Origin of the sequence: Pelosinus sp. sgz500959, assembly GCF_042610375.1 — a bacterium.
In the GTDB taxonomy this organism is placed as follows: Bacteria; Bacillota; Negativicutes; order DSM-13327; family DSM-13327; genus CTSoil-075.
This window is the reverse complement of the sequence record NZ_JBGJZL010000004.1, coordinates 173,481-197,681: the sequence shown is the minus strand read 5'-3', so window position 1 is coordinate 197,681 and position 24,201 is coordinate 173,481. Positions and strand designations below refer to the sequence as shown.

General features: G+C 38.5%; 24 protein-coding genes. 1 reads left to right on the top strand and 23 read right to left on the bottom strand.

The genetic code is table 11. The features are described from left to right. Window positions 1–32 precede the first annotated feature (32 nt). The 17 genes from ACAN52_RS07960 to ACAN52_RS07880 form a co-directional block, all read right to left on the bottom strand. Window positions 33–806: a histidinol phosphate phosphatase gene (locus ACAN52_RS07960; RefSeq protein ID WP_378954084.1), complete on the bottom strand. Its 774-nt coding sequence runs from the start codon at window positions 804–806 to the stop codon at window positions 33–35. A 1,094-nt stretch (window positions 807–1,900) separates the two neighbouring features. Next, on the bottom strand, window positions 1,901–3,463 hold the full coding sequence (locus tag ACAN52_RS07955; protein WP_378954082.1) for a DHA2 family efflux MFS transporter permease subunit: 1,563 nt from the start codon (window positions 3,461–3,463) through the stop codon (window positions 1,901–1,903). 11 nt (window positions 3,464–3,474) lie between these two features. Continuing rightward, the gene (locus ACAN52_RS07950) at window positions 3,475–4,548 is read right to left on the bottom strand and encodes an HlyD family secretion protein (protein WP_378954081.1); all 1,074 of its coding nucleotides are present in this window, start codon (window positions 4,546–4,548) and stop codon (window positions 3,475–3,477) included. Between the two features lie 56 nt (window positions 4,549–4,604). Then, a complete protein-coding gene (locus tag ACAN52_RS07945) occupies window positions 4,605–5,231 on the bottom strand; it encodes a TetR/AcrR family transcriptional regulator (protein WP_378954079.1) in 627 nt (208 codons plus the stop codon). A 50-nt stretch (window positions 5,232–5,281) separates the two neighbouring features. After that, the gene (locus ACAN52_RS07940) at window positions 5,282–6,220 is read right to left on the bottom strand and encodes a dipeptidase (protein ID WP_378954078.1); all 939 of its coding nucleotides are present in this window, start codon (window positions 6,218–6,220) and stop codon (window positions 5,282–5,284) included. Between the two features lie 152 nt (window positions 6,221–6,372). Then, window positions 6,373–6,747, bottom strand: a complete 375-nt coding sequence (gene crcB, locus ACAN52_RS07935) for a fluoride efflux transporter CrcB (RefSeq protein WP_378954076.1) — start codon at window positions 6,745–6,747, stop codon at window positions 6,373–6,375. Between the two features lie 57 nt (window positions 6,748–6,804). Next, window positions 6,805–7,155, bottom strand: a complete 351-nt coding sequence (locus tag ACAN52_RS07930; protein WP_378954075.1) for a DUF190 domain-containing protein — start codon at window positions 7,153–7,155, stop codon at window positions 6,805–6,807. Window positions 7,156–7,293: 138 nt separating this feature from the next. Next, window positions 7,294–7,506 (bottom strand): hypothetical protein, encoded by a 213-nt coding sequence (locus ACAN52_RS07925; RefSeq protein WP_378954074.1) that lies wholly within the window; start codon window positions 7,504–7,506, stop codon window positions 7,294–7,296. Window positions 7,507–7,954: 448 nt separating this feature from the next. After that, the gene (locus ACAN52_RS07920; RefSeq protein ID WP_378954073.1) at window positions 7,955–8,452 is read right to left on the bottom strand and encodes a DUF134 domain-containing protein; all 498 of its coding nucleotides are present in this window, start codon (window positions 8,450–8,452) and stop codon (window positions 7,955–7,957) included. Between the two features lie 234 nt (window positions 8,453–8,686). Continuing rightward, window positions 8,687–9,622 carry a cysteine synthase A gene (gene cysK, locus ACAN52_RS07915; RefSeq protein ID WP_378954071.1) on the bottom strand — a complete coding sequence of 312 codons (936 nt, stop codon included), beginning with the start codon at window positions 9,620–9,622 and terminating at the stop codon, window positions 8,687–8,689. A 247-nt stretch (window positions 9,623–9,869) separates the two neighbouring features. Beyond that, window positions 9,870–10,325: a DVU_1555 family C-GCAxxG-C-C protein gene (locus ACAN52_RS07910; protein WP_378954069.1), complete on the bottom strand. Its 456-nt coding sequence runs from the start codon at window positions 10,323–10,325 to the stop codon at window positions 9,870–9,872. A gap of 36 nt (window positions 10,326–10,361) precedes the next feature. Next, window positions 10,362–10,964: an alpha-ribazole phosphatase gene (gene cobC, locus ACAN52_RS07905; RefSeq protein ID WP_378954067.1), complete on the bottom strand. Its 603-nt coding sequence runs from the start codon at window positions 10,962–10,964 to the stop codon at window positions 10,362–10,364. Continuing rightward, window positions 10,954–12,300, bottom strand: a complete 1,347-nt coding sequence (locus tag ACAN52_RS07900; RefSeq protein ID WP_378954366.1) for a DVU_1553 family AMP-dependent CoA ligase — start codon at window positions 12,298–12,300, stop codon at window positions 10,954–10,956. The genes cobC and ACAN52_RS07900 overlap by 11 nt, the downstream gene beginning before the upstream one ends. 10 nt (window positions 12,301–12,310) lie before the next feature. After that, window positions 12,311–13,675, bottom strand: a complete 1,365-nt coding sequence (trsS, locus tag ACAN52_RS07895; RefSeq protein ID WP_378954066.1) for a radical SAM (seleno)protein TrsS — start codon at window positions 13,673–13,675, stop codon at window positions 12,311–12,313. A gap of 27 nt (window positions 13,676–13,702) precedes the next feature. Continuing rightward, window positions 13,703–14,836, bottom strand: a complete 1,134-nt coding sequence (locus tag ACAN52_RS07890; RefSeq protein ID WP_378954064.1) for a DVU_1551 family NTP transferase — start codon at window positions 14,834–14,836, stop codon at window positions 13,703–13,705. 31 nt (window positions 14,837–14,867) lie between these two features. Then, the gene (locus ACAN52_RS07885) at window positions 14,868–15,179 is read right to left on the bottom strand and encodes an XdhC family protein (RefSeq protein WP_378954062.1); all 312 of its coding nucleotides are present in this window, start codon (window positions 15,177–15,179) and stop codon (window positions 14,868–14,870) included. Beyond that, the gene (locus ACAN52_RS07880; RefSeq protein ID WP_378954060.1) at window positions 15,179–15,940 is read right to left on the bottom strand and encodes an XdhC family protein; all 762 of its coding nucleotides are present in this window, start codon (window positions 15,938–15,940) and stop codon (window positions 15,179–15,181) included. The genes ACAN52_RS07885 and ACAN52_RS07880 overlap by 1 nt, the downstream gene beginning before the upstream one ends. A gap of 185 nt (window positions 15,941–16,125) precedes the next feature. Here ACAN52_RS07880 and ACAN52_RS07875 point away from each other — a divergent pair, with 185 nt between their 5' ends. Then, entirely contained in the window at window positions 16,126–16,392 is a 267-nt protein-coding gene (locus ACAN52_RS07875) for a hypothetical protein (RefSeq protein ID WP_378954059.1), read from the top strand. Between the two features lie 38 nt (window positions 16,393–16,430). Here ACAN52_RS07875 and ACAN52_RS07870 read toward each other — a convergent pair whose 3' ends face one another. The 6 genes from ACAN52_RS07870 to ACAN52_RS07845 form a co-directional block, all read right to left on the bottom strand. Further along, window positions 16,431–16,607 carry a hypothetical protein gene (locus tag ACAN52_RS07870; protein ID WP_378954058.1) on the bottom strand — a complete coding sequence of 59 codons (177 nt, stop codon included), beginning with the start codon at window positions 16,605–16,607 and terminating at the stop codon, window positions 16,431–16,433. A gap of 15 nt (window positions 16,608–16,622) precedes the next feature. Continuing rightward, complete coding sequence (trsM, locus tag ACAN52_RS07865) at window positions 16,623–17,312, bottom strand: DVU_1556 family methyltransferase (RefSeq protein WP_378954056.1); 690 nt, start codon at window positions 17,310–17,312, stop codon at window positions 16,623–16,625. Beyond that, window positions 17,309–17,518, bottom strand: coding sequence for a DVU_1557 family redox protein (locus tag ACAN52_RS07860; RefSeq protein WP_378954055.1), 210 nt, complete (start codon window positions 17,516–17,518; stop codon window positions 17,309–17,311). The genes trsM and ACAN52_RS07860 overlap by 4 nt, the downstream gene beginning before the upstream one ends. A gap of 4 nt (window positions 17,519–17,522) precedes the next feature. Then, on the bottom strand, window positions 17,523–19,853 hold the full coding sequence (locus ACAN52_RS07855) for a pyridine nucleotide-disulfide oxidoreductase/dicluster-binding protein (RefSeq protein ID WP_378954052.1): 2,331 nt from the start codon (window positions 19,851–19,853) through the stop codon (window positions 17,523–17,525). 112 nt (window positions 19,854–19,965) lie between these two features. Then, window positions 19,966–22,707 (bottom strand): molybdopterin-dependent aldehyde oxidoreductase, encoded by a 2,742-nt coding sequence (locus tag ACAN52_RS07850; RefSeq protein ID WP_378954051.1) that lies wholly within the window; start codon window positions 22,705–22,707, stop codon window positions 19,966–19,968. 56 nt (window positions 22,708–22,763) lie between these two features. Next, complete coding sequence (locus tag ACAN52_RS07845; protein WP_378954049.1) at window positions 22,764–23,789, bottom strand: molybdopterin-binding protein; 1,026 nt, start codon at window positions 23,787–23,789, stop codon at window positions 22,764–22,766. Window positions 23,790–24,201 lie beyond the last annotated feature (412 nt).

The window sequence follows — 24,201 nt, the reverse complement described above, 5'->3', positions numbered from 1 at the left end:
ATTACCCCGACTCAATGAGTCGGGGTAATTTTTTATACTTTTACATAATGAGGTTTTCCATCTTTGAAATATACAACTTTAAGTTGAGAACGATCAGCGATCTCCTGCCCCACTTCTAGACCTCTGCCAACCTCTGTCATACGATGAGCATCAGAGCCAACGGTTACCATTCGTCCCCCCAATTCATAAAATCGTTGATAAATGGGTAGGAGAATTTCTATCGATTCTTTACGATCTAGACGCCTCGTATTAATTTCTAATGCTTTACCTTTGTTTGCTAGCACAATTAATACTTCATCAATTTGTTCCTTAAATTCATGATAATAGACTTCCGGATCAGCAAAACGTGCATATCGTGCAATATAATCAATATGTCCCAAGCTATGAATACCATCATAACATTTTATACATTCCAACATCGTTGCAAAATAATGCCGATATACATCTTGTTTACTTTTACCTTGATAAAATTCAGCAGCATAAATATCAATATTATCGAGAATATGCACTGAACCAATTACATAATCAAAAGGATACTTTTCAACGATCCGACAATTTTCTTCAATACAATCAGCTCGCATACCAATCTCTATTCCTAAAAGTACACTTTCACTGCGATATTGATTATACGCTGCAAAATATTGATCTACATCAAAAACAAAAGATAATGGCTCTGGGTAAAAAATATCCATATGCTCGGTAATGGTAATTCCAATTCCTAACTCTTTTCCTTTCATTACCGCCTCATCAATTTTCATTTTCGAATCAGTCGAAAAACATGTGTGCATGTGAGTGTCAAATAACATCGTTTTACCTCCTATTCACTTTCACCTAATCTTATAATAACATCATTTTGATTTTTTTACACATAGATATAAGAAAAGTCTTAATCGTTCTTACTTGCAACCCTAGAAAGTGTTATACTTTTCGATTACATAATAAATTCTACCACTAAATATATACACTTTTTTCTATTTTTATTATAAAAATAACATTTATTGAAACCATCGCCCTTTCCATGAAAACAAAAATATTTTTAATGTATACAAAGAAAGATCTTGTATCTTGTCATAGTTAGTATTATAATGAAATCAACAACAAGGAAACAACAAATATCGACTTCATTAAGAAAGAAAATAAGGATATGGGGTGATTCCAGTGAACACGTTAGAAGATCCACCAAATCAGAATAAAGAAGGATTGATTCCAGTGAATAACACAGTGGAACCCGCAATCCTATATATCTAATTGATATATTTTAGATACACTCCAATAATGATTTAATGAAATGAGGTGATTCCATTGAACAATTTAGATACTCCACCTGACTACCATAACAAGGGGTTGATTCCATTGAAAAGTCTAATGGAAGTCACAAGTAACTATATAAAATAAAACATGGAAATTACAAAGCAGTCACTATTTCATTACAATATCTTCAAGCTATGGAGGTGATTCCATTGAACAATTTAGATACTCCGCCTGACTACTATAAGGAAAAGTTGATTTCATTAAAAAGTTTAATGGAATTCACAGATGAATATATAAAATCAAAAATGTAAGTTTAAAAGTACCCACTATTTCAGTACAGTGTTTTCAAGGAACGGGGGTGATTCCATTGTACAATTTAGACAGTCCGACAAAGCATTGTAGTGAGGGGTTGATTTTACTGACTAAAGTAATGGAACTCACAACTTCATATGGCTAATATTCAAAAGTGTGTAAATCCACACTTTACAGTACAATCATAATTGTACGCAAAAAAAATTACTTAATAACTGAAAAAGTATCAGTAGTATTATTTCCACTCTTTTCATTGGTACTTTCGATAAAGAGATCAGAAAATGACATAAAGAAAAAGGCTTGGCAAATTGCCAAGTCTTTTTTTGTTATATCATCCCTATTCAATCATAACAGCTACACCATCTTTTCTAGGTTTAGTTGCTTTAAGCATCAAAGCTGGTATAACCCCCAGAAGACAAATTAATGATAATACATAAAAACTATCATCAAAGGAAAATATAGAAGATTGTTGTATCGATAACTGACTGAGCACTGCCAAAGATTTAACATGAGCCTTCCAAGGCACATCACCATGATACATAAATAACTTTTGCCCTGACATTACCATATTTTGAACAATAGGAGATGCAATCGTCATATCTTCTGCAATATGCTGTAAATGAAGAATTTGTCTATTCTGCAACACTGTTGTCAAAATAGCAATTCCCATAGAACCGCTAATTTGACGCAGAGCATTATTAATCGAAGAGGCTCGGCTTACTTTATCTAGAGGAATATTAGTCATCCCCATTACTGTCACAGGCATCATAAATAGTCCCAGTCCCAATCCGCGTACAACCATAACCCCCATTACATATTCATAACTTGTATCCATATCCATATACATGAGCGGCATAGTGCCAGCTCCGAGTAGAAAAATACCTGCCACAACGACTGGTTTAGCACCAAAACGATCAGCCAACTTAGCCGCAATCGGCATCAATAATCCTGCAGTTGCTGCTGATGGAAAAAGCAATACCCCTGTTTGCATTGCCGTATATCCACGCAAATTTTCCATAAATAAAGGTACCATAAAAATAGCACCATATAAACCCATGGTTCCAACAAAAGTTGTAATCATACTAAAAGTAAAATTCCAGTCTCTAAAGATGCGTAAATCTAAAATAGGATTTTCATGTTGCAGTTCAATGAATACAAATAAAGTTAAACTAGCAATCGAAGTATAAAATAAGGCAATAATATAAGCTGAAGTCCACCCTTCTTCAGTTCCTTTGCTTAAAGCCAGTAATAAACAAAATAAGCCCAAGGCTGAGGTTATGAAACCAGCGATATCAAACTTTTCATGCCGAGAAAAAGGCATTTCCCGCAATACTAAAGCCGCCGCTCCATAGCCGATGACACCAATCGGAATATTAATCGTAAAAATAAGTCGCCAATCCCAATATTCCACTAAATACCCACTCAACGTTGGGCCAACAGCAGGAGCTACCATGGCAGAAATTCCCCAAATTCCCATGGCTATATTACGTTGTTCAATAGGAAATACCTTATAAACAATAGTCATGGTAACAGGAATAATCAGTCCACCACCAATAGCCTGCAGAATTCGAAATACAATCATACTATCATTATTCCAAGCAACACCACAAAAAAAAGATCCCATGGTAAATACCATTAGACTTAATAAATACATGCGCCGAGTACCAAAGGCTTCACACAGATAACCAGTCGCTGGCTGAATGACTCCCATGGTCAGCATATAAGCCGTCAGTATCCATTGGGCATCATCAGTACCTACAGAAAAAACTGCCATCATCTTAGGTATGGCAATATTAACAATACTTGTATCAAGAATACTCATGAAACTGCCAATTACAGTAACACCTAATGCCCACCAACGATAATGTTCTTCTTTTATTGATAAATTAGAGATGAACATGCAGCCACCTCCTACTCTAAATGAATTTTAACGATAGCAGACATACCTGGACGAAATACTAAATCACCCTCGTTCGGCAATGTAATCTTAACACCAATACGTTGAGTCACTTTGGTAAAATTACTTGAAGCGTTTTCCGTTGGTATCAAAGCAAAAACAGAATTAGCTGCAGTGCCGACCTCATATACTGTACCTTCAAAATTACGTCCAGGATACCCATCAATGGTATACTCTACTTTTTGTCCTACTTTAATTTTAGCAAGTTTTGTCTCTTCAATTCTTGTATTCAACCATACATCACTTAAATCAACAATAGAAAATAAAGGTTGTGCAGCTGCAACGACTTCTCCAGGATTAACGGATTTCAGAGCAACTGTTCCCGTAACTGGTGAAACAATTGTTGTATAATCACCAAGAACGACCACTGCATCCAAAGCAGCTTCAGCTTGCTTAAGCTGAGCCTCAGCCCCCCGAATGGTTTCTTCTCTTGTTCCACTGACTGATAAATCTAGCTTTTGACCAGCTACATTAACCCCTTCTTGAGCTGCGCGCAAAACCTCTTTAGCTACATGATAAGCAGTCTGCGCATTATCAATCTGACTTGAACTAATCGCCCCTTGTTGATAGAGCGCTTGCATACGTTCATAATTTTTAGCAGCATTATCTAAATTTGCCCGAGCTTGATCTACCCCTGCCTGAGCTTGGTCCGCCCCAAAACGTGCCTGACCGATTTCTTGCGGGCGTGATCCTGCAATCAATTCTTCATACTTAGCTTTTGCCACTGCTACTGCCGCTTTTGCTTGAGCTTGCTGCGCAGCGACTTCTCTAGCATCAATCCGCGCGACGACCTGACCTGCCTTTACTTGTTCCCCTTCTTTAACAAGAACTTCAATGATTCGCCCTGGAATTTTGGCACTCACACTTACAATTGTCCCACCAATCCGCGCATCATCAGTACTTACATATTTAGTGGACTGATACCACCACCAGCCACCACCTGCTATACCGATCAATAAAAAAAATATTAATAATCCAACAATGATTTTGGATTTACCACCATTCTGATCTTGTGCCTTATCTTCCACTCAAAAACCTCCGTCTTGTTCCTTTGACTCTATAGTCATTTATTTGAAAAAAAAAATTATTTTTTAGCTACACCATATAAAAGGAATTCTGTAATATTATATGCGGTTTCACCAATATCCTCACTGACGAAATTTCGAAATACAGAGGTTACAATCACACTAAATAGACTATGAGCCACTCGGTTAGCATCACATTTTTCCACAATCGCCCCTTGTTCTTTTCCTTCGATCAACACTTTTTCAATCATCCCGATGCTTCGACAGAACCAAGCTTGATATTTATCACGCTGCTCAAGAGTAAAATTACTATAACCTTCGACCCCAATTCCACGCACTTCATACATGACAACTCGCCATAACTCAGCATTTACCTGATAGAATTCTAAGAATGCTTTGACAATCGTTTGAACTTTTTGCAATGGTTCTTCAGAAGAAGTCACAATATTCTCTAAAATCCCTTCAAAGGGAGTACTCCTCTCTTTGATGAGAGTATAAAATAATTGTTCTTTATTAGTAAAATAGTTATAAACCGTCCCCTTACCTGTATCTGCCAACGCAATAATTTCATCAACTGTCGCTCGGTGATAACCTTTGCGAGAGAAGACAATATATGCCGCATCAAGTATCTGCTGACGTTTATTTTGAGAATCATGGGTACATATACACGATCGATTATATTTCATTTCCTACCTCCACATCATAATACGAAACAAAAGGCATATGCCCTTACTGCTTATAAACACTCTTTTATGACTCGCAATGTATTTTTATAAGCAATTTTTTCAATTTGAGTTGTTGTAAAACCATTTTTACTGAGCGCTTCAATGAGTTTGAACAGCTCACCACTATTTCCAATTTCTAGTGTATAATTAATACCATCAAAATCAGTTCCAATACTGAGCACATCAAGACCACCTACATGATAAATGTGTTTAATATGTACTATCATATCATCAATTTTACTGATCTTTGACCCACCTAGAAAATTCCCAGAAAAATTAATACCCATAACCCCACCCTTTTGCGCCAAGCAACGAATCATCTCATCCGATAAATTACGTCCATGATCGCGTACAGCCCGCCCGTTAGAATGGGAAGCAACAAAGGGTTTACTCGATAAGTGAGCTACATCATAAAATCCTTGGTCTGAAAGATGGGACACATCAATGATCATACCAAGTTGATTCATTTCATGCACCACTTGCTGACCAAAATCAGTTAATCCTTTTGTGCTGTATTGAGATTCACAGTTTGGATAGCCAATTTCATTTGGATAATTCCATGTGAGTGTTAGTAAGCGCACACCTAATCGATAAAAATTTCGCAAATTTTCTAAATGTCCTTGCAATGCACCACCTTCTTCAATCGTCAAAAATGCAGAGATCTTTCCCGCTTGCTGATTGGAAGATAATTCTTGTATATTGCGTGCCAAAGCAATTTCCCTAGAATTCACATCGATTTCTTGATAAAACCGATCCAGCATACTTAAACAACGTTGCAAGGCATTGGGATATTGCGCTAAATCAATATATAATGCAAAAAACTGAGCCAATACATTGCCTGACTTTAGTTTTTCTATATCCACACTTAAATTGTTCTTCTTCAAATTCAATTGCCCTTGATCAATTAAATGCATCATTGTATCACAATGTAAGTCAATAATCTGCATCATGCACCACCCTTTTAGCCGATTATGACTATACAGTCATCCTACTACACAAACAAAATCCCACGTTGAGATAACTCAAATTACATCATTCATTACACTTCATTATATCATTCAATGATATACGTGACAATGACTGGAATCTCTTATCTACTTTTTTAAAGAAGTCTTATTACATTAATTCCTAGCCATGTTGCAAAGAATCCTAATACAAAATTCCCCATTACATTATACAATGCGAAGGTGATACTACTATCTTCCATCAGTTTAAATGTTTCATAGCTAAATGAGGAAAAAGTAGTCAATCCCCCTACAAACCCAACAGTGACAATCAGACGCCAATAAGGACTTACAATAAATCGCTCCGTCGTTGCCGTCATAAAAGCACCAATAATAAAACAGCCCACTACATTAACAATTAAAGTACCATAAGGAAAACCTATACCAAATCGTCCAGCTGCCCACGTAGATACTAAATATCGAGCCGTTGCACCAATACTTCCTCCAACAGCTACTGCTAATACTTTCAACATACCTATCACCTCATTTTTCACATGGAATTGTCCTTATTAGGAATGAGCATAAGAAAATTATCTTCTGCTCAACAATTTATCTCCATATCGAATCACTTCAACATCATCAATGGTCACTAGCCCTTCCTGCATCATTTCATCCAGTAAGGGAAGTAATTTGCCGATGTATTCTTCACTATCAACGATCTCTACCAATATTGGCAAGTCACTGGATAAATCAAGAATTTGCGCCGTATGAATTCGGCTATGAGCACCATATCCCATTAACCCCCGGTACACTGTGGCACCAGCAAGATCTAATTCTTTTGCTTTTTCCACAATGACCTGATAAAGTGGACGTTTCTGCCAACGATCCGTTTCCCCAATATAGATACGCAACCGTTTGGCCTTACTCGTAATTTTAGGCATTCCATAAGCCCCCTCTCTATGATCACATCTTCTTACTATTATAATATACTATCCTTATGGGTAACACCCCAATCCTAAATAGAATTATACTAAATAAATACAGTGCTGACCAACTTATAAAGTCAGTCAGCACTGCATTTAATCATGACAATTAATTTTTTTACATTTTGCTGCAAAATCATAATAATATTGCAAAGTATCAATTAATTCACAACTTTCTTCAAATGTAATCGTTGTAAAATCAGGATCATCAATCACTTCTCTCATAATATCCCTAAGCTGCGTTATATGATAACCAGAATCTAATACTTTTTGCCTTAATTCTTCAATAATGGCTAACTGTTTTTCCAACACATTATTCTCCTTTAACTATTCATTTTATTAGATTTCTTTTTATGGTTATTATATGCAGATATAACTAGTTGTAGTATTGATAGTAAAGAATTTTTCCTATATTTTACTATTACATTTTGTATTTATTTTAACATCATAATTTATTGTTTTTCTAACATAGTTATAGATAATAATATAAAAATGACTGCAGCAATACCAATCCCTTGTATTGATAAACTTACGTCCAATGGCTCACCCCCTTAACCGATATAGAATTTTTTATTTTTATTCTTCATTTAAATTAATAATTTCAAATTATTAACATTACATATTTTAACATTAATGAAATTAATTTGCAAATTACGATTCATGGTTAAATTATATCTTTTTAAAACAAAAAAGAAGAGATTAGAGGCTTTGCGCATCCATCTCTTCTTTTTATGAGCTATTTCTTTTTTTCTATAGTTTAATGGCCGCCACAGCAACCACCACCATGTTTATGGTCATGACCATGATCATGACCACCGCCACAAGCGTGTTTGACACCATCTTCAACAATTTTATTTTTTTTCATGCTGCCACATTGTGGACACGCAATCTCATAACCATGCTTGCCCCCTTCGGAACATGGTTCTACTTCCCATTTATGAGCGCAATCCTGGCATTCAAACACACGATTCTTTATCATATAATTTCCCCCTTTAATGATGATACTCCGCCCTTCTACGAGTGCCATTGCAACTTTGGTCCTAGCTGACTGTAAAATACGTTGAAAGGTGGCCCTTGATAAACCCATAGCCGCCGCACAGTCATTTTGATCCATCCTACCTAGATCTTTCAAACGCACTGCTTCAAGTTCTTCAATTCTGAGTTCAATATCCTGAGATTTTTTTTGACCCTCTGGTATAAATCGCTGATAATCTGGTTCACGTTCAATGAAACCACAGCACCGTTTTCTAGGCATAATACCACTCTCCAAATGAGCATATGCTCATTATTATTATAATCCATTATTACTAAAATATACAACTATTATTTACTAAAACTTTATAATAAAGAAAACTAAGACTTTGGTCAAACCTCAGCACAGACCAAAGCCTTAGTTGCCCTTACTTGTAATCGAGAAAGTAGTATGCTTTCTGATTACGTAAAAAAAATGGACAAAATCTAATGAAGATTTTGTCCATCCTAAGTTTTATTAATCTACTTGAAATAAAGATGTTGATAAATAACGTTCCCCAGTATCTGGCAATAGAACGACAATCTTTTTCCCTGCATTTTCTGGTCGAGCAGCAATTTGAGTTGCTGCAAATACAGCAGCACCACTGGATATACCGACCAATAAACCTTCAGAAGATGCAAGCTGTCTTACGGTTACAAAGGCATCTTCATTGTCAACTTTAAAAATCTCATCAATCGCTTCTCTATTGAAAATCGCTGGAACAAATCCTGCACCAATTCCTTGAATTTTATGCGGACCAGGATTTCCGCCTGATAAAACAGGAGAATCGGCAGGTTCGACAGCAATAATTTTCACAGCTGGATTTTTAGCTTTTAATACTTCACCAACTCCAGTCACAGTACCACCTGTACCTACACCTGCAATAAAGATATCAACGTTTCCATCTGTATCTCTCCATATTTCTTCAGCCGTTGTTTTACGGTGTACTTCTGGATTAGATGGATTTTGAAATTGTTGCGGAATAAAGGAATGAGGAGTTTCTTGCGCCAATTCTTCAGCTTTGCGAATCGCACCTTTCATACCTTCTGCACCCGGGGTAAGAACTAAGTGAGCGCCAAGAGCCTTGAGCAAATTTCTTCTTTCGATACTCATCGTCTCAGGCATGGTCAAAATTAATTTGTAACCTTTAGCAGCTGCCACAAAAGCCAGGCCAATCCCTGTATTTCCACTTGTTGGCTCAATAATCGTTGAACCAGCAGTAATTAAACCTTTATCTTCTGCATCTTTAATCATGGCATAACCAATTCTATCTTTTACGCTGCCTAATGGATTAAAATATTCCAATTTAGCAATAATTGTTGCTTTAAGTTCGTTCTTCTTGCCGTAGTTAGATAGTTCCAATAATGGTGTATTACCAATTAAATCTGTTAAACTCTTTGCAATTTTTGACATGTCATTTCCCCCTTAATTTTTCCAACTACCAAACCTTAACGGTTGACCATTATGGTGAGTATATAAAAATAAAAAGCTAAAGAAACTGTTCTTAGAACAATTCTTTAGCCTTCAGTTCTCTGATCAGCCGTTCATTATTTACTTGAGTACATCATACCATAGATGCTTATCTGCGTCAATCTCCAACTATCATTTTTATTCAACGATTGTTCACAAAACCCTTATTATCGACTGCCTGTAATTTCTTTTAGTAAGTATCAATATCTAACTCACTTGAAAGAAACCCATGATCTTCAAGAATCTCCTTCACTTTAAAATAGGTCTTAACGACCACGTCGGGGCAACGAGTCAAACGATTCCATGGATCATTATTCATGATATGCTGACAATCAATTCCCCCATACTCTTTCCCAAAGGTTTCTTCAAACCAGTCCACCAATTCTTGAATCATCTCGTTCAAGTGACTATTCTCTCGCTCTTCTAATTCTCCCCGCCCCCCATACAAGGATAATAAGCAAACCCCTCCCGTTAAAGTCCCACAGTTTTTACCAGCGAACCCTAAGCCACCAGCTAATCCATTCATCCCTCGTACCAAGTCAGGATTGTTTTTTTTCTGCATTTCAAGCCCCATGATCATGATAATCTGACTACAGTGAAACCCCTGCATATGCAGCTGGGTTATCCGAGTTATTTCCTCTGACATCGAAACTCCTCCCCTAGTAAAACATCCTTCTGATCTCTAGGATCTAAAATTGACTAACTTTACTTGATAACTAGAAGCTGTACATACGATGACATTCAAACATCCATAATCCTGTTGTATTTTAAAAAGATTGGCTAAAGGCATTCCAAGTATATAACACAGTAGTAAACGATTGACTCCAGCATGACCAATAAACAGAATATGACCTGTGGAAGAAGTCATACTTTCATGAAAAGCAGTTATCACACGTTTATAACAATCAGCAAAACTTTCTCCCCCAGGTACTCGGTAATAAGCAATATCAGCACCTCGAGCCTTAAACGCATCAGGAAATCGTCTAGTAATATCAGCAAATGTGCATCCTTCCCATTCTCCCATATTAATTTCTCGCAACTCTTTTCGCACAATTGTTGTAATGCTTTTATTCCCTGTAATGATTCCTGCTGTTTCCTGACAACGCGAAAGATCGCTACTAAATACTGAACCGATATTCATCGGTTCCAATATTTTTTGCAAACGTTGAGCTTGATGTACTCCTTCTTCGCTTAATGGCAAATCAAGTTGTCCAATATATCGCCTTTGATTATCTTCTACTTTTATTTTTCCATGCCTGATTAAATAGATCGCCCTATTTTCCATCAGCTTCCTTCAACTCCATAATCCTTCGTTTAACGGGACTTGGTAAAAGAGCATCCCTACAATAACTTATTGCTACACTTATCCTCACCTGCCCTATCTGCTCTGCCCCCTTTATGGCAACCACCTTACTCAGCCCTTCATAAATTGCCAATTTAGTATCTCCTCTGGGTTCACTAAGCACTAAAACAGAAATATTTACTTGTGTCACACATTTCAAATTGTCAACAGTCACTGTATAATCCAATACTCCAGGCACCAAAAATATCTTTTCATCCAAATCAGCCATGGTAAAGAAATGATCCTCATTTAAAAAGACCAGATCACCCTTTCGCTTGGTGATTCGTTCTAATCGTTTGAGCATTGTACCACATGAACACGGCTTAGCAAGAAACCGGGAAATATCACCTGTACGATAACGGATCAAGGGCATTCCTTGCCTAGTTAACGTTGTAAAAACAACCTCACCTTCCTGACCATCAGGCACAACTTGACCTTTTTCATCAATAATTTCAAAATATAAATCAGCCTCTCGCAAATGATAACCAGCATGGGATTCACAGTCCAGACCTCCACCGAGTCCCATTTCCGTCATGCCATAATGTTCAAATACTTGACATCCCCATATACGTCGCAGCTCCTGTATAATGCTATCAGGTACATGGTCCGTACTCAATAATACACTTTTTAAGGAAATTTTCTTGCCCAAATATTCCGTATACCGCGCCAGTGCCAATAATTGCACTGGAATTCCAACGATAGAATCAATTCCTTCCTGCTCTATGATTTCTAGAGTTTCCATAATATTTGCCACAACACCATGTAGAACGGGCTCCGCTCCCGCTCGTTTAAGTCCCCTTACTAATAACTCTCCAACACTGCCACTACGCTCACCAGGTAATAAAATGAGCACTCTATCCCTTGGTTTGATCATCGTAGACATGCCTTGCTGAAAGAAATCGACGGTTAATTCTTGGTCTGAAGCCGTAAAATAGATACGTTTAGCCTGACCTGTTGTACCCGAGCTATCCAACGTCACAATCCGACAGATATCACCTTGGGATACACAAAGAAATTGTAACCCTTGTTCTCTGATGTGAGCAGCTGTTGTAAAAGGAAAACGCTGCAAATCTGTCAGACTGCTCATTTCCATATCAATAAAATTCTTCAATAAATTACGATAAAAAGGGCTGTTTGCAGACGCTCGGCCAATCGTCTCCTTTATTTTTTGCAGTTGATATTCACCTAGTTGCTGACGAGTTAAGATATCTGGTTTGCTTCCAATCTTTTTTCTGATCCAAGTTTCTAGCAAATTTTTTTTTAATATGAATGGGCTCATCACATCACGCTCATCCCTTCACTTCACGATAAAGAGGCTTACCCTGTTTGTCTGTCAAATTATAAGCACAAAAAGGTATAATGCGACGATCGGGGCTTACTACGTGGATAAAACACTCTCGTAAACGCTCTAGGTCTAAATTCCAGACATCTTGAAAAGCCATACCAGATATACAAAATGAATAATTTTCTACACGATCTAAAAAATCATCAAGACTATCAAGGTTTATATGACTTTGTACTTTATCCTTCCCACCTTCACTCTGTGGTGCTGCCCAACGCTTGGCAACAAAAGTCTGAGCTTTCTTAGCCCCCACCGCTGCTACTTGTGGCTGGCAACACCCCTTTGCATCAGCCTTTGTCCATGATTTTAACTCTCCATCTTTCATTAATACGAAATTACCATGAAATGAACAATAGGCATTTTCCCCCATAGGGGGCTTAAAATCTGTTATGTTAACTCTTCCCCTAGTTTGTCTGACCATCTCATTGATAACTTCTGGAATGGTAATACGTTCTTGATCTGAAGGCGCTTTTGGGTATCTGCCAAAATAACTAATCGGTTGAAAATGGATGCCGCGCACTGCTGGTATGTTTTCAATCGCGTACTTAATCATCATGCCAATATTTTGTGTATTGACTTCGGGTACTAATGTAGGTACAAGAACCACTCCCAATTGTTCTTTCGCACAATGAGCAATTGCTGCCTGCTTTTCGGCAAACAGTTTAGTATCTCTTAGCTTTTCATAGATAACATCATTCGTTCCATCAAACTGTAAAAATACACAAGATAAGCCTGCTTCTTTGAGTCTTTTTACATAATCTAGATCTCTTGCCAATCGTATGCCATTGGTGTTTAATTGTATAAAACTAAACCCTAATTTTCGGCCCAAGGCTACGATTTCCGGTAAGTCATCCCGCATGGTCGGTTCACCACCAGATAATTGGATATTATAGGGTCCACCACTATCTAATAACAATCGATACCAATTTTCAATCGTCTTTATATCTGGATCATGATCTTTAGCGCCTGCTTCAGCAAAGCAAACTGGGCAACTCAAATTACAACCTTTAGTAATTTCAAGCAAAACGCAGCACGTATGCTGACGATGTTCAGGACATAAACCACAATCAAAAGGACAACCTTGATTCACCTCAGTAGCGCATACAGGTGGTCGAGACGGTAATTTGGCAACAGACCAAGATTGGTAAGACGGTTCTCCTCGCCAAATGATTGTTTTAAAATTTCCATGTTCCAGACATGTTTTCTTTAAGTAAACCTGATCACTGATCTGGATACGTTGTGCTGGAATCCGTTTTAAACATATGGGACAAACACTGTCTGTCAGCCCCAGTATATTTTCTTGATTTTCCATATGAATTGGCCGCCTTTCACTCTTCAGCTACGCATAAGGTGAGTCTGTAATGATCTGCACTAAACTGACTCCGAGTAGCTGCTCCATACTTTTTTCGATCTTCTGAGCATTTAAGTGACGATTAATAATGGCGGCTATAGCGTCCGCATTACCTGTATATTTACTCATAGCACCGGAAAAACGCTCATTAATTGATACAATACAATCACCTTTTACCAATTTATCTGCCAGATAAACGACTGCCGCTTCATCTGGTAAGAAATGATCAGCAAAATTAAGATCGGTATGGTTAGCGATGATTTCAGCGACTTTATAATATCCACATTTTTTTATCATCCTTGCACCAATTCTAGCATGATCGGGTTGCCCTTTCGCTAAATCATGCAGTTTACCTGCTGCGATAACAGTATTGACATCAATCTTCAGTCCAACTTGATTCAAACAAGTGGCTAGCTTACGCGATACATCAGCTACAACCCTGCCGTGCTTCACAATTGGATCAGGTACATTCATCTGAGCTAAAATAGCGTCACATTCAGCCTGAGTTGGAATATCTCGCCGATAATATTCGGCATTGACTTTCTGATAGTCCTCACGCGTATCAAGATCTAGCAATATTCCTTCATCAAGAACCTCCACATTATATGCTTTTTCCTCACGTCCCTGTAGGATCTGACGCAAACCACCTATTCCTTCTCCTGATTGAATCTCAGAAAAGCAACTAGCCGCAATCAAAGGAGGATGTCCTCGCCTTTTTTGGAAAACAGGATAAATAACATCGGCTTCTACTTTATTGAAGGCTCTGCTCAATAATCGGATAGTATGACTTTTTACCAAAGGCATATCCCCTGGCAATAGAAAAAAAGCTTTAGTTTCTGGTTGAAGAGATTCTACTCCTTTAACAATGGAAGAAAACATTCCTGCGTCATAATTTTCATTAAAAACATATCTTACCTTCAAATCATCTAGCACTGGTATCAATTCATTGGCACGGTACCCAATCACAACCACTATTTCTGTAATACCAGCCTTTCGAAAAGTATTAATTGCTCTTTCAATGACTTTAATCCCACCTAAGGTTAACAGTGACTTAAAATCTACCATCCGTGATGAATAACCGGCAGCTAACACGAGTGCTGCGATTTTATTCGCCTTCCCCATTATGTATTCACCTGCACCTTACTTCATTTCTTTAGACAATTTGGATAAAGACTTCCATAATCCCTCCGCACACCATTCCTTCATCCGCAGCCACTTCATTCAACATAGTCACTGTATAGAGTTTTGAGCGATTTTCATCAAGTGCCGTTAAGGCTTGTTGTCTAACTTCCCCTTCTCCACAGCCACCACCAATTGTACCGAAAGATTTACCATTAGGTAAAATCAGCATTTTACTACCTGTCTTACGAGGCGTCGATCCTCTTGTTGCAACGATGGTCACAAGAGCTACTTTTTCTCCATTATTTTGCCATTCACAAATTTTCCTGAGCATTTCCCGGTCCATCAAAGCACCTCCCTACGTCTACTTAACGAAGCACCATCCCCACCACCACGAAATACACTAACGACTTCAGCAACAATACTGACTGCTATTTCTGCAGGTGTTTCTCCTTTAATATCAAGACCAATAGGGGCTTTAAGCCGTTTTTGTAGCTCTTCGGGCGCTCCTTCTTCTTGGAGAAGATTGAGCACTTCTCTTACACGCTTTTTACTGCCAATCATCCCTAGGTAGCGCGCCTTACTCACCATCATTGCACGCAAGCACTCCATGTCGTATTTATGCCCCCGCGTTACGATAATAACAGCTGTATCCTCGCCAATGTCCAGTTGTGTAAAAGCCTGATGAAAACTTTCGCAAATCACTTTATGCGCACCAGGAAACCTAAATTGATTGGCAAATTCAGGACGATCATCCACAACTGTCACAATAAAATCTAATAACAAAAGCATTTGCACCAAAGGCTGACTGATGTGTCCTCCACCAAATACAACAGCATTAAACCGACTTGAAATTCGATCCCATAAAATCCGAATTTTTCTGCCTGATTGATCTTCCATGAAAAGAGTCACTGGTTTAATCCATGATAACTCTTTTATTCTATCAACAATCTGCCGAGTAACGACTTCATCCCATTCTCCCTCTACTCTTCCATCAGCATGAATCATCAGCATTTTTCCAATCAGTTTATCAGAATTAGCTTCAATTACAGTCACAATATCTACTCTTTTATCATGATCAATTGCAGACAAGATCTTATGAAACATTATATAAAGCCCTCCTCTTGAAGAAAGTTAAAACTTATCATTCACAAGACTATCCAACTTACACTCAATATGGTCAATGGCAATCTTTAAGAATGGGACCTAAAAATAAATTGAATTTTTTCCATAATCAGATTACTATAGATATACACTATACTACTTAATTATTTTATACGGAGGTTACTAACATGAGTAAAAAAATTGAGGAAACTAATCTTCTTGATAAAATCGAATCCGATACAGTGGTCGTAGAAGTGATCGACAAGCATACAGGAAAACGATTCAGACGTAATCTACCCATAAAATACGTTGAAACAGATAATGGCATACGATTATTCGGCGAAACATTAGAAGGTAACCCTTCACAAATAGCCTTCTACTCTGATACAGCGATCACCAAAATAAATAATCTACTGGGCCACGGCCCTGACGCCCCTCTTTGCAACCATAAATAATCATCTCATTGCAATAAACATCCTTCACCCAGGGATGTTTATTTTATTTTATCGGGTGAAATGATCATGCGCTGCGACATTCGGCATTGGGGACAAAACCTTCCTTCACTGGTATCTCCACACGCTCTACAATATACACTAAAACATCGTACGCATTTATATAAAGGAATATCAATAAGCTCAGTTGTACAACGAGGACATGTATTCTTATTCAAAGTCTGCCTCCTTTCTTAGGAACATTTCTTTGCAATCAGCAAATAATAGCCTACTTTATTTATTTTTTTATCAGTCTTTTCCATTCCCACGCAGTGCCAAAGTTCATCAGTTGAACCATACTCCATAATGAAACCTGCAATAAATTCTTTGAGAAGCTTAGACTGATCTTCAAAGACCATGATTTCAAAACCATGATCGAGTAGCACCTGGACAATTTCATTGTAATTCAACACGCCAGATGGATGACATGTTGAATTACAACAACTCTCATCAAGAGCGTAAAGATCAGTGATCCCTAGCTTTCCACCAGGAATTAGTATGCGATTTATCTCTGCGAGAACCTTACTAACACTCCTCATAACCGATAAACTACACTCAGCGAGAACGCCATCAACAGAATGATCGACAAATGGCAAATCCTCTCCCGGTGACTGGACGACTGGCAAATCCATCCTACGCTCTTTGCCTCGCTCTAATAGTACTGCTGATAAATCAACTCCAGATGCATCTAAATTCCACACATCCCGAAGATACTGCACCGTACTTCCAGTACCACATCCAACATCAACAACCTTTGCTCCATTTTGAAAATTACAGCAATCAACAAGGCGCTCTGTTAGCATCAATCCACCAGGGCGAATTCCTTCTGGCATAGTAGCAAAAATATTCTTTTCAAATAAATTTGAACGATCCTGCCCCATCATTTATCCTCCAACGCCTTTTCCACTTGATCCATTTTACCTTTTGCCAACTCTTCAGGAATGAATACCAACCCACATTGAGAGCATTTATAAAGTTCAACAGGAAAATCGCTCCCGAGATAAGACAAGGTTACTTTTCCTAGCGTAAGAGGAATCTGGCACTTGTTACAAATCATAAGATCCTGAACTTGCTTATCGATCTGAACCACCTCATCATCCCTTTATTTCTAATCTATGACTATAAGCATTATGTACGACAAACCCATTTTCCTGTAAGGAATACTCTACCCAATAGGTTACACTAACGGGTTTGAAATAAGCAGTATACGTGTTTTTTTCTATATTTTTCAATTTATTTCCTGTACTTTCAGCATATTTGATCACTTGGGCAACATCACTTTTTAGAATCATTCCTTCCTCCATAAGCTGTTTTACATGCTCAGAAATCATCAGCATCATATCGTCTTCTTTATTCATTGATTCCCCCCATAGTTCTTTCAGCAATGTTGCTTTAAGTCTTGCCCGATTTTCTTGCCGATCAGAATAACCAGGACCTTTTTGACCAGCGAGGTCTTGCCCCTCTATGTTAAAAATTAACTCTAATAAGTGATATGTTCGTTTACCTTGATTGGTAAAATTATCGCGGCACATGGCGCAATAAGTAAGATAATCATGATCACTTTCATGAATGCGTTTCTGGATCATCTTGTGGGCAATGTCTTTATTAGCAAAAAGCATTAATCCCCCATAGCCACAGCATTCTGTCATTTCATGACTATTTTTTAACTCTTCAACATGATGACCGAGTTGATGCAAGATAGTTCGTATACTCTGCTGCAGCTCCGTTTCATGCCTTGTCGTACAAGTATCATGTACAGCGAGTGTCAATGGAGGCAGCTTTTCATGTGTTTCACTTGGTAACCCAATCTTCTCCAAGAGTGTCCACATCGATTCGACAACCATCTCAGGAAAAAAGCGTTTAAAAATACTATAACATGTCGGGCACCCTGTAATGACCTTAGGAGTACCGAGCATACGCCAATGATCTTTTATATTTTCCAGAGTTTCTTGAAATAACTGTTCTTTCCCTGCCCAGTCGGCTGGAACACCGCAACACCCCAGCATCAATCCCACACCACCAGTTATTTTTTCGCACAGAAATTGATACATTTTTTTCACGTGTTGTGGCGAAGATGCGCTGAGCTGACATCCTGGAAAAAATACAGTACAACTCGAAGAAAAACCAGGCTGATGTTTAGCAAGCACAGATTCCTCACTTGTACTAAACTGCATATCCCTCAAAGCAAAATCATGAACCGATGGTGGCATTTTCCCTTTTTCAACCATGACATGTCTTGCTTCTCGGCATATCTCACCCATATTTAATTTCCCTGGACAAACCTCTTCACATAAACCGCATAAATTACATGCATTAATCATCTTATTTGCATGACGGACTCCCATTACAATGGATAAATTATTGTACACTTCTCGCACATAACGTTTAGGATAAGCATGAAAATGCGCAAGGTACTCACATACTTTTACACACTCCAAACATTCACATAGCAAACAGCGATTGGCTTCTTGCAAAATTTCTTCTGTCGTATATTCTGCATCGGGGCTCACACTGAATATTCCTTTTTGCGGCTCGATACCATCGATATTTGTATATAACAAACTTTTAAAGGATCCTTCATTTTCTCGTCTAGCTGTCAATGATGCATTTTGTAATAATCGATCAATTGAATTGGCAGCTAGTTTCCCATGAGAAATTGAGGTAATTGGCGACTTATGATTAGGCCCTAATGTAAGACTACCACCAGCAAAGACCTTGGGATTGCTCGTTATTTTTGTTATGGGATCAATTTCAATATTTCCTTTTCCATCAAGTTCCAAATCTAAATTTAAAACAGTCAGATCAGTGGAGCCAATTGCTAAATAAACAGCATCAAAGGATTCAATGATGTTAGCAAAAGATCGATTAGAATCCCTTTGATTCCCTACGATTGTCTTAACATTAATTTCAATTGGTAATTTTGTCAGAAGTGAAAAATCATCAATAATATTCTGGCGTGGCAGCTTACCTTCCGAAAAAACCCAAATACCCCCTCCCAAACGATCTGTTCCTTCAAAAACTACGATCTGATATCCTTTCTTGCCAAGTTCAACGGCAGCTGTTAAACCGCTCAAGCCACCGCCAACAATAGCAACCTTTTGACTCTTTAGTTGTATCGGTATCAGTTTAAGAGCGAGTTCAGGACTCTTGTCTACACAAATCTTTTCTAAACAATTCATGAAAATAGATTCATCAATCTCTTTCCTCGTGCATTGCTGCTGGCAAAGTTGATCGCAAATTTGGCTGATAATTCTAGGGAATGGTATCATTTTATAGAATAATTGAGCTCCTGACTTATAGTCCTCTTTCCTAATTGCAGCAACGATTCCCCGGGCATCAACGTGAACCGGACAAGCAGCGGTACATCCTGGAGGTTGCTCTTGAACACATCGGTTCTCCCTTTCGCGCAAGACTTTTTGTTCCATAGGCTCCTCCCATTCTACATTTATCAAATTGAATATTTTCCTATGATAGAAAACCTAAAACGAACTAAAAGATAAAATCTTTCAATTCGTTTTAGGTTATATTTTATAAGAACTATGACTGATCTTTTGCAGCTATGGCTGTAAGACCAGCTTTAATTTTTTCTGGTAATGCAGGAATTGAATAAATACGCACACCGCATGCATTATAGATCGCATTGAGGATCGCTGGATGGGGAGCCGTTAGCGGACCTTCGCCAGCACCTGCAGCACCGTGGGGCCCATGTTCCCGTGGACTTATGTTATAGATAATCTGTATATCATCAGGAACATCATAAATAAAGGGTAAACCACAATTCACTAAATTGGTATGTTTCTTAAGATCATCAAAATCCTCTGTCAGAGCAAGGCCAATCCCCTGAGCCAAACCACCATAGATTTGACCATCACACGTCGTCTTATTCGTAATGGTTCCAACATCAGCAACGGTGGTAAACTTAACCACTTTGGCTTTACCTGTTTTCATATCAACTTCAACTTCAGGCATGAATAGTTCATACATATAAATTGGGAAAGGCTTACCTTGACCAGTCACAGGGTCACAGTCAGTACACATGGATGCTGTCCATTTGCCATTATAACGAAGGGGAAGATTTTCTGCTACCATTTCGTCATATGTACGATATGTGCCATCAGGTTTACGCATGGCATTCATCAGCATTTCACAAGAAACGCGAATGGCATTACCTGTCATGACATTGGAACGACTACCACCCGACGGACCACTGACCGGCGTAAATGCCGTATCATTCATGAGAAGTTTAATTTGCTCAACCTTGATACCAAGAGGACGCAGAGTTTCATGGGCATGACTTAACGTACCGATATCGGCTCCTTGCCCATGATCTTGCCAAGAGTCAGCTACAGTCACACCCGTTTGAGTTAGTTCAACCCATGCTTCTGAACTATCTGGTCCATCAAGACCACAACCGTAAATGCCAAGTGATAACCCAATGCCTCTTGTTTTTTCCGGCGTTGAAAGTTCTTTACAACGTTTTTTGCCTTCTTGCCACAAAGGACGAAGAGTATTAAGCATTTCTTCCAAGCAAAATACTTCTGGCACCTGTCCCGTAGGAGTTGTTGCACCTGGCCGATAGATGTTCTTGAAACGCAATTCTAATGGATCCATACCAAGTTTTTCGGCTAATTCATCCATAGCAATTTCCGAAGCTAAGAAAGCTTGTGGTGAGCCATACCCACGAAAAGCTGATCCCCAAGCATGATTGGTACACACAGTACGACCTTTACCGCGAATACGTGGAATATCGTAACCAGCACCAGTAAACTGGGCTTGACGCAAGGTTAACAAGTCTCCAAATTCAGAGTAAGGACCATGATCAATAAACCAGTCCGTTTCCATGGCAAGAAGTTTACCAGCTTCATCAGCAGCAAGTTTACATTTTACAAATCCAGGAGAACGTTTCCCCGTATAGGTAATATTTTGGTACATGGTAAAATTCAAAGAAACAGGCTTACCTGTTGCAAGACAAGCAACACCAAGCAAAGCTTCAATTGTCGGGCTAAATTTATAACCAAAAGTTCCGCCTGTAGGATTTTGAACAATGCGACATTTTTCAGGTTCAATACCAATTCCGGCTACAATCATTGCATGATGTAAGTGAATCCCAATACTCTTCGAATGAATGGTCAAACGACCTTCCTCGTCAAAATAGGCACATCCACAGTCAGGTTCTAGAGGTAAGTGAGGTTGACGACTGGAAACCGTATCAACTTCTACTGTGACAATATCCGATTGCTTCATAATCGGCTCAGTATCTTCCCCTTTTATAATGCCTTGTTCAAAATAAACATTGGGTACACCAGCATGAATTTCAATTGCATCTGGAGCCATGGCAGCTGGAGCGCTCATATAAGACGGTAAAATTTCCAAATCGACCTTTACTTTTGCAGCGGCAGCTTTAGCATGTTCTTCCGTGTCTGCACAAACAATGGCAATGGCATCACCAAACTGAAATACTTTTTCATCACAAAGAATCGGTCGGTCCCAACCATCCCCTTTATTCGTTGGAAAAGTAATCAGACCAGTAATACGATTTTTACCTTTGACTTCCTTATGAGTAATAACCTTATAAACACCAGGCATCTTTTCAGCGGCGCTCGTATCAATTCCTATAATATTAGCATGAGATACTTCAGCTTGCACCAAAGCCATACGTAACGTCCCAGGGGGCATTTGCAAGGCAACATCAGCACCAAAATCCCAAGTACCAGTTACTTTTCGAAGAGCTGAAGGACGATGATAAGTAGTCCCATAGATTTTATTACCCACAGGTTTATAAAGTAATTCCTCTTTATGCATCTCACCGCGAAGAACTTTAGCAGCTGCCATTACAGCATCCACTAAAGGCTTGTAACCCGTACAACGACAAGCATTGCGGTTGACTTGGAACCAATCACGAATTTGTTCTCTTGTAGGACTTGGATTGTTATCAAGCAATACTTTTGCTGACAGGATAAATCCAGGGCTGCAAAAACCGCACTGGGCGCAACCATATGCCATCCAGGCAACTTGCAGGGGATGGAGATTTTCAGGTGTAGCAAGGCCTTCAATTGTGGTAATATAAGCGTCTTCCGGTACTCTCTTCATCTTGACAATGCACGAACGGACTAACTTCCCATCCATGATAATTGTACAAGTACCACACTGCCCCTGATTACAGCCAACCTTACAGCCAGTCAATAACAGTTGTTCTCGAAGTACACTTGCTAAACTGGTTTCTGGGTCAACAATCAAAGTCCTAGGTAGTCCATTAATTTTCAATACCTTCTTTTGCATTTCACACTCTCCTTTTATTTTTATTTGTATTTCAAAGGTAGCAACCTCTAAAACCCTTAATTTCCTTTGCCAAACCCACAATGTGGGTACTGACAGGGATCACAATTTGTACAGAGCCCTCCATGAGCCAAACGTGTAATATCTTTGCGACTTATTTTTTCTCCTGCTAAAATTCGGGGGACAACCAGATCAAAAATGGTTGTCTTATGATACATGACACACCCCGGTAAACCCAATACAGGAATCTTTCCAATATAAGCTAACATAAACATTGAACCAGGAAGTACTGGCGCGCCATAAACAACGACCTCTCCACCAGCTGCTCGAATGCCTGCTGGCGTTACATCATCGGGGTCAACTGACATCCCACCCGTTGTTACAATCATCTCAGCCCCTTCTTGTATCAGTGTTTCTATCCCATCTTTGATCATGTCAATGTTATCATCAACTATGATCTGCCTTAGAACCGTACTGCCTAATTGGCTTATCTTCTTTTGTAAAACAGGTCCAAATTGGTCTTTTATACGACCATGGTAAACCTCACTGCCTGTTGTAACAATGCCGACTTTTAGTGAGCTTAGAGGTTTGATCTCCACAATTGGAAAGTCTAAATGACCGATTTTTTCTACATCACATATTTTATCAACGTCAATGACCAAAGGGACAACCCGACAACCAGCAACGACTTTTCCAACACTGACTAATTGGTTTGAATGTATAGAAGCTAGTACAACCTCTTCAATTTCATTAATTTCTTCCAATGCCCGGATATTGATTTTTAACAATCCGGCGATCTCTGCTTTAAGCTCAACCTTACCTTCAACAGGTTCTGTTAAAACTAGCCCTGCACCAGCAACTGCTTTAGCAATTCGCATTGCCGCATCTGTTTCATGCAAAACCTTATGATTGACTTCCCAGACATAAAGATGCTCTTTTCCCAACTTCAATAGTCTGGGTATATCTTCTTTTTTTACAATGTGTCCTTTTTTAAACTCTCGACTTTTTACCTTTCCTGGAATAATTTCTGTAATGTCATGGCATAATACTGTACCTTCTGCCTCCCATACGGGTATCACTTTCATTGATTCACGTCCTTATACAAATAATAAACATAAGAAAAGACTTAACTTGTGCCAAATCCTCAGACGTAGGTATAAATCTTAGTCGTTCTTATTTGTAATCAAGAAAGCGTTATACTTTCTGATTACGCAGCAAAGCAAAGCGCAAAAAAGAACACAGCGCTTTGCTTTGTTTACCGCTCGGGTAGAGCACTGTATTTCTTTTTCTTCCGTATGGCTTACCAACGAACCATACACAACTAAAACCTTAATACATAAATCAGAATATGCTTTTGCTCAACAGTTGTCATTTACATTTATTGCAACTATCATGCCATATAAATTTATTTTTGAAAATTCAGTTTTTAAAAATCCTTACTTTGTGCTAAACCCCTTACCTGTACCCAATTTTATCAGGTAAAATTTTTATTTCTAA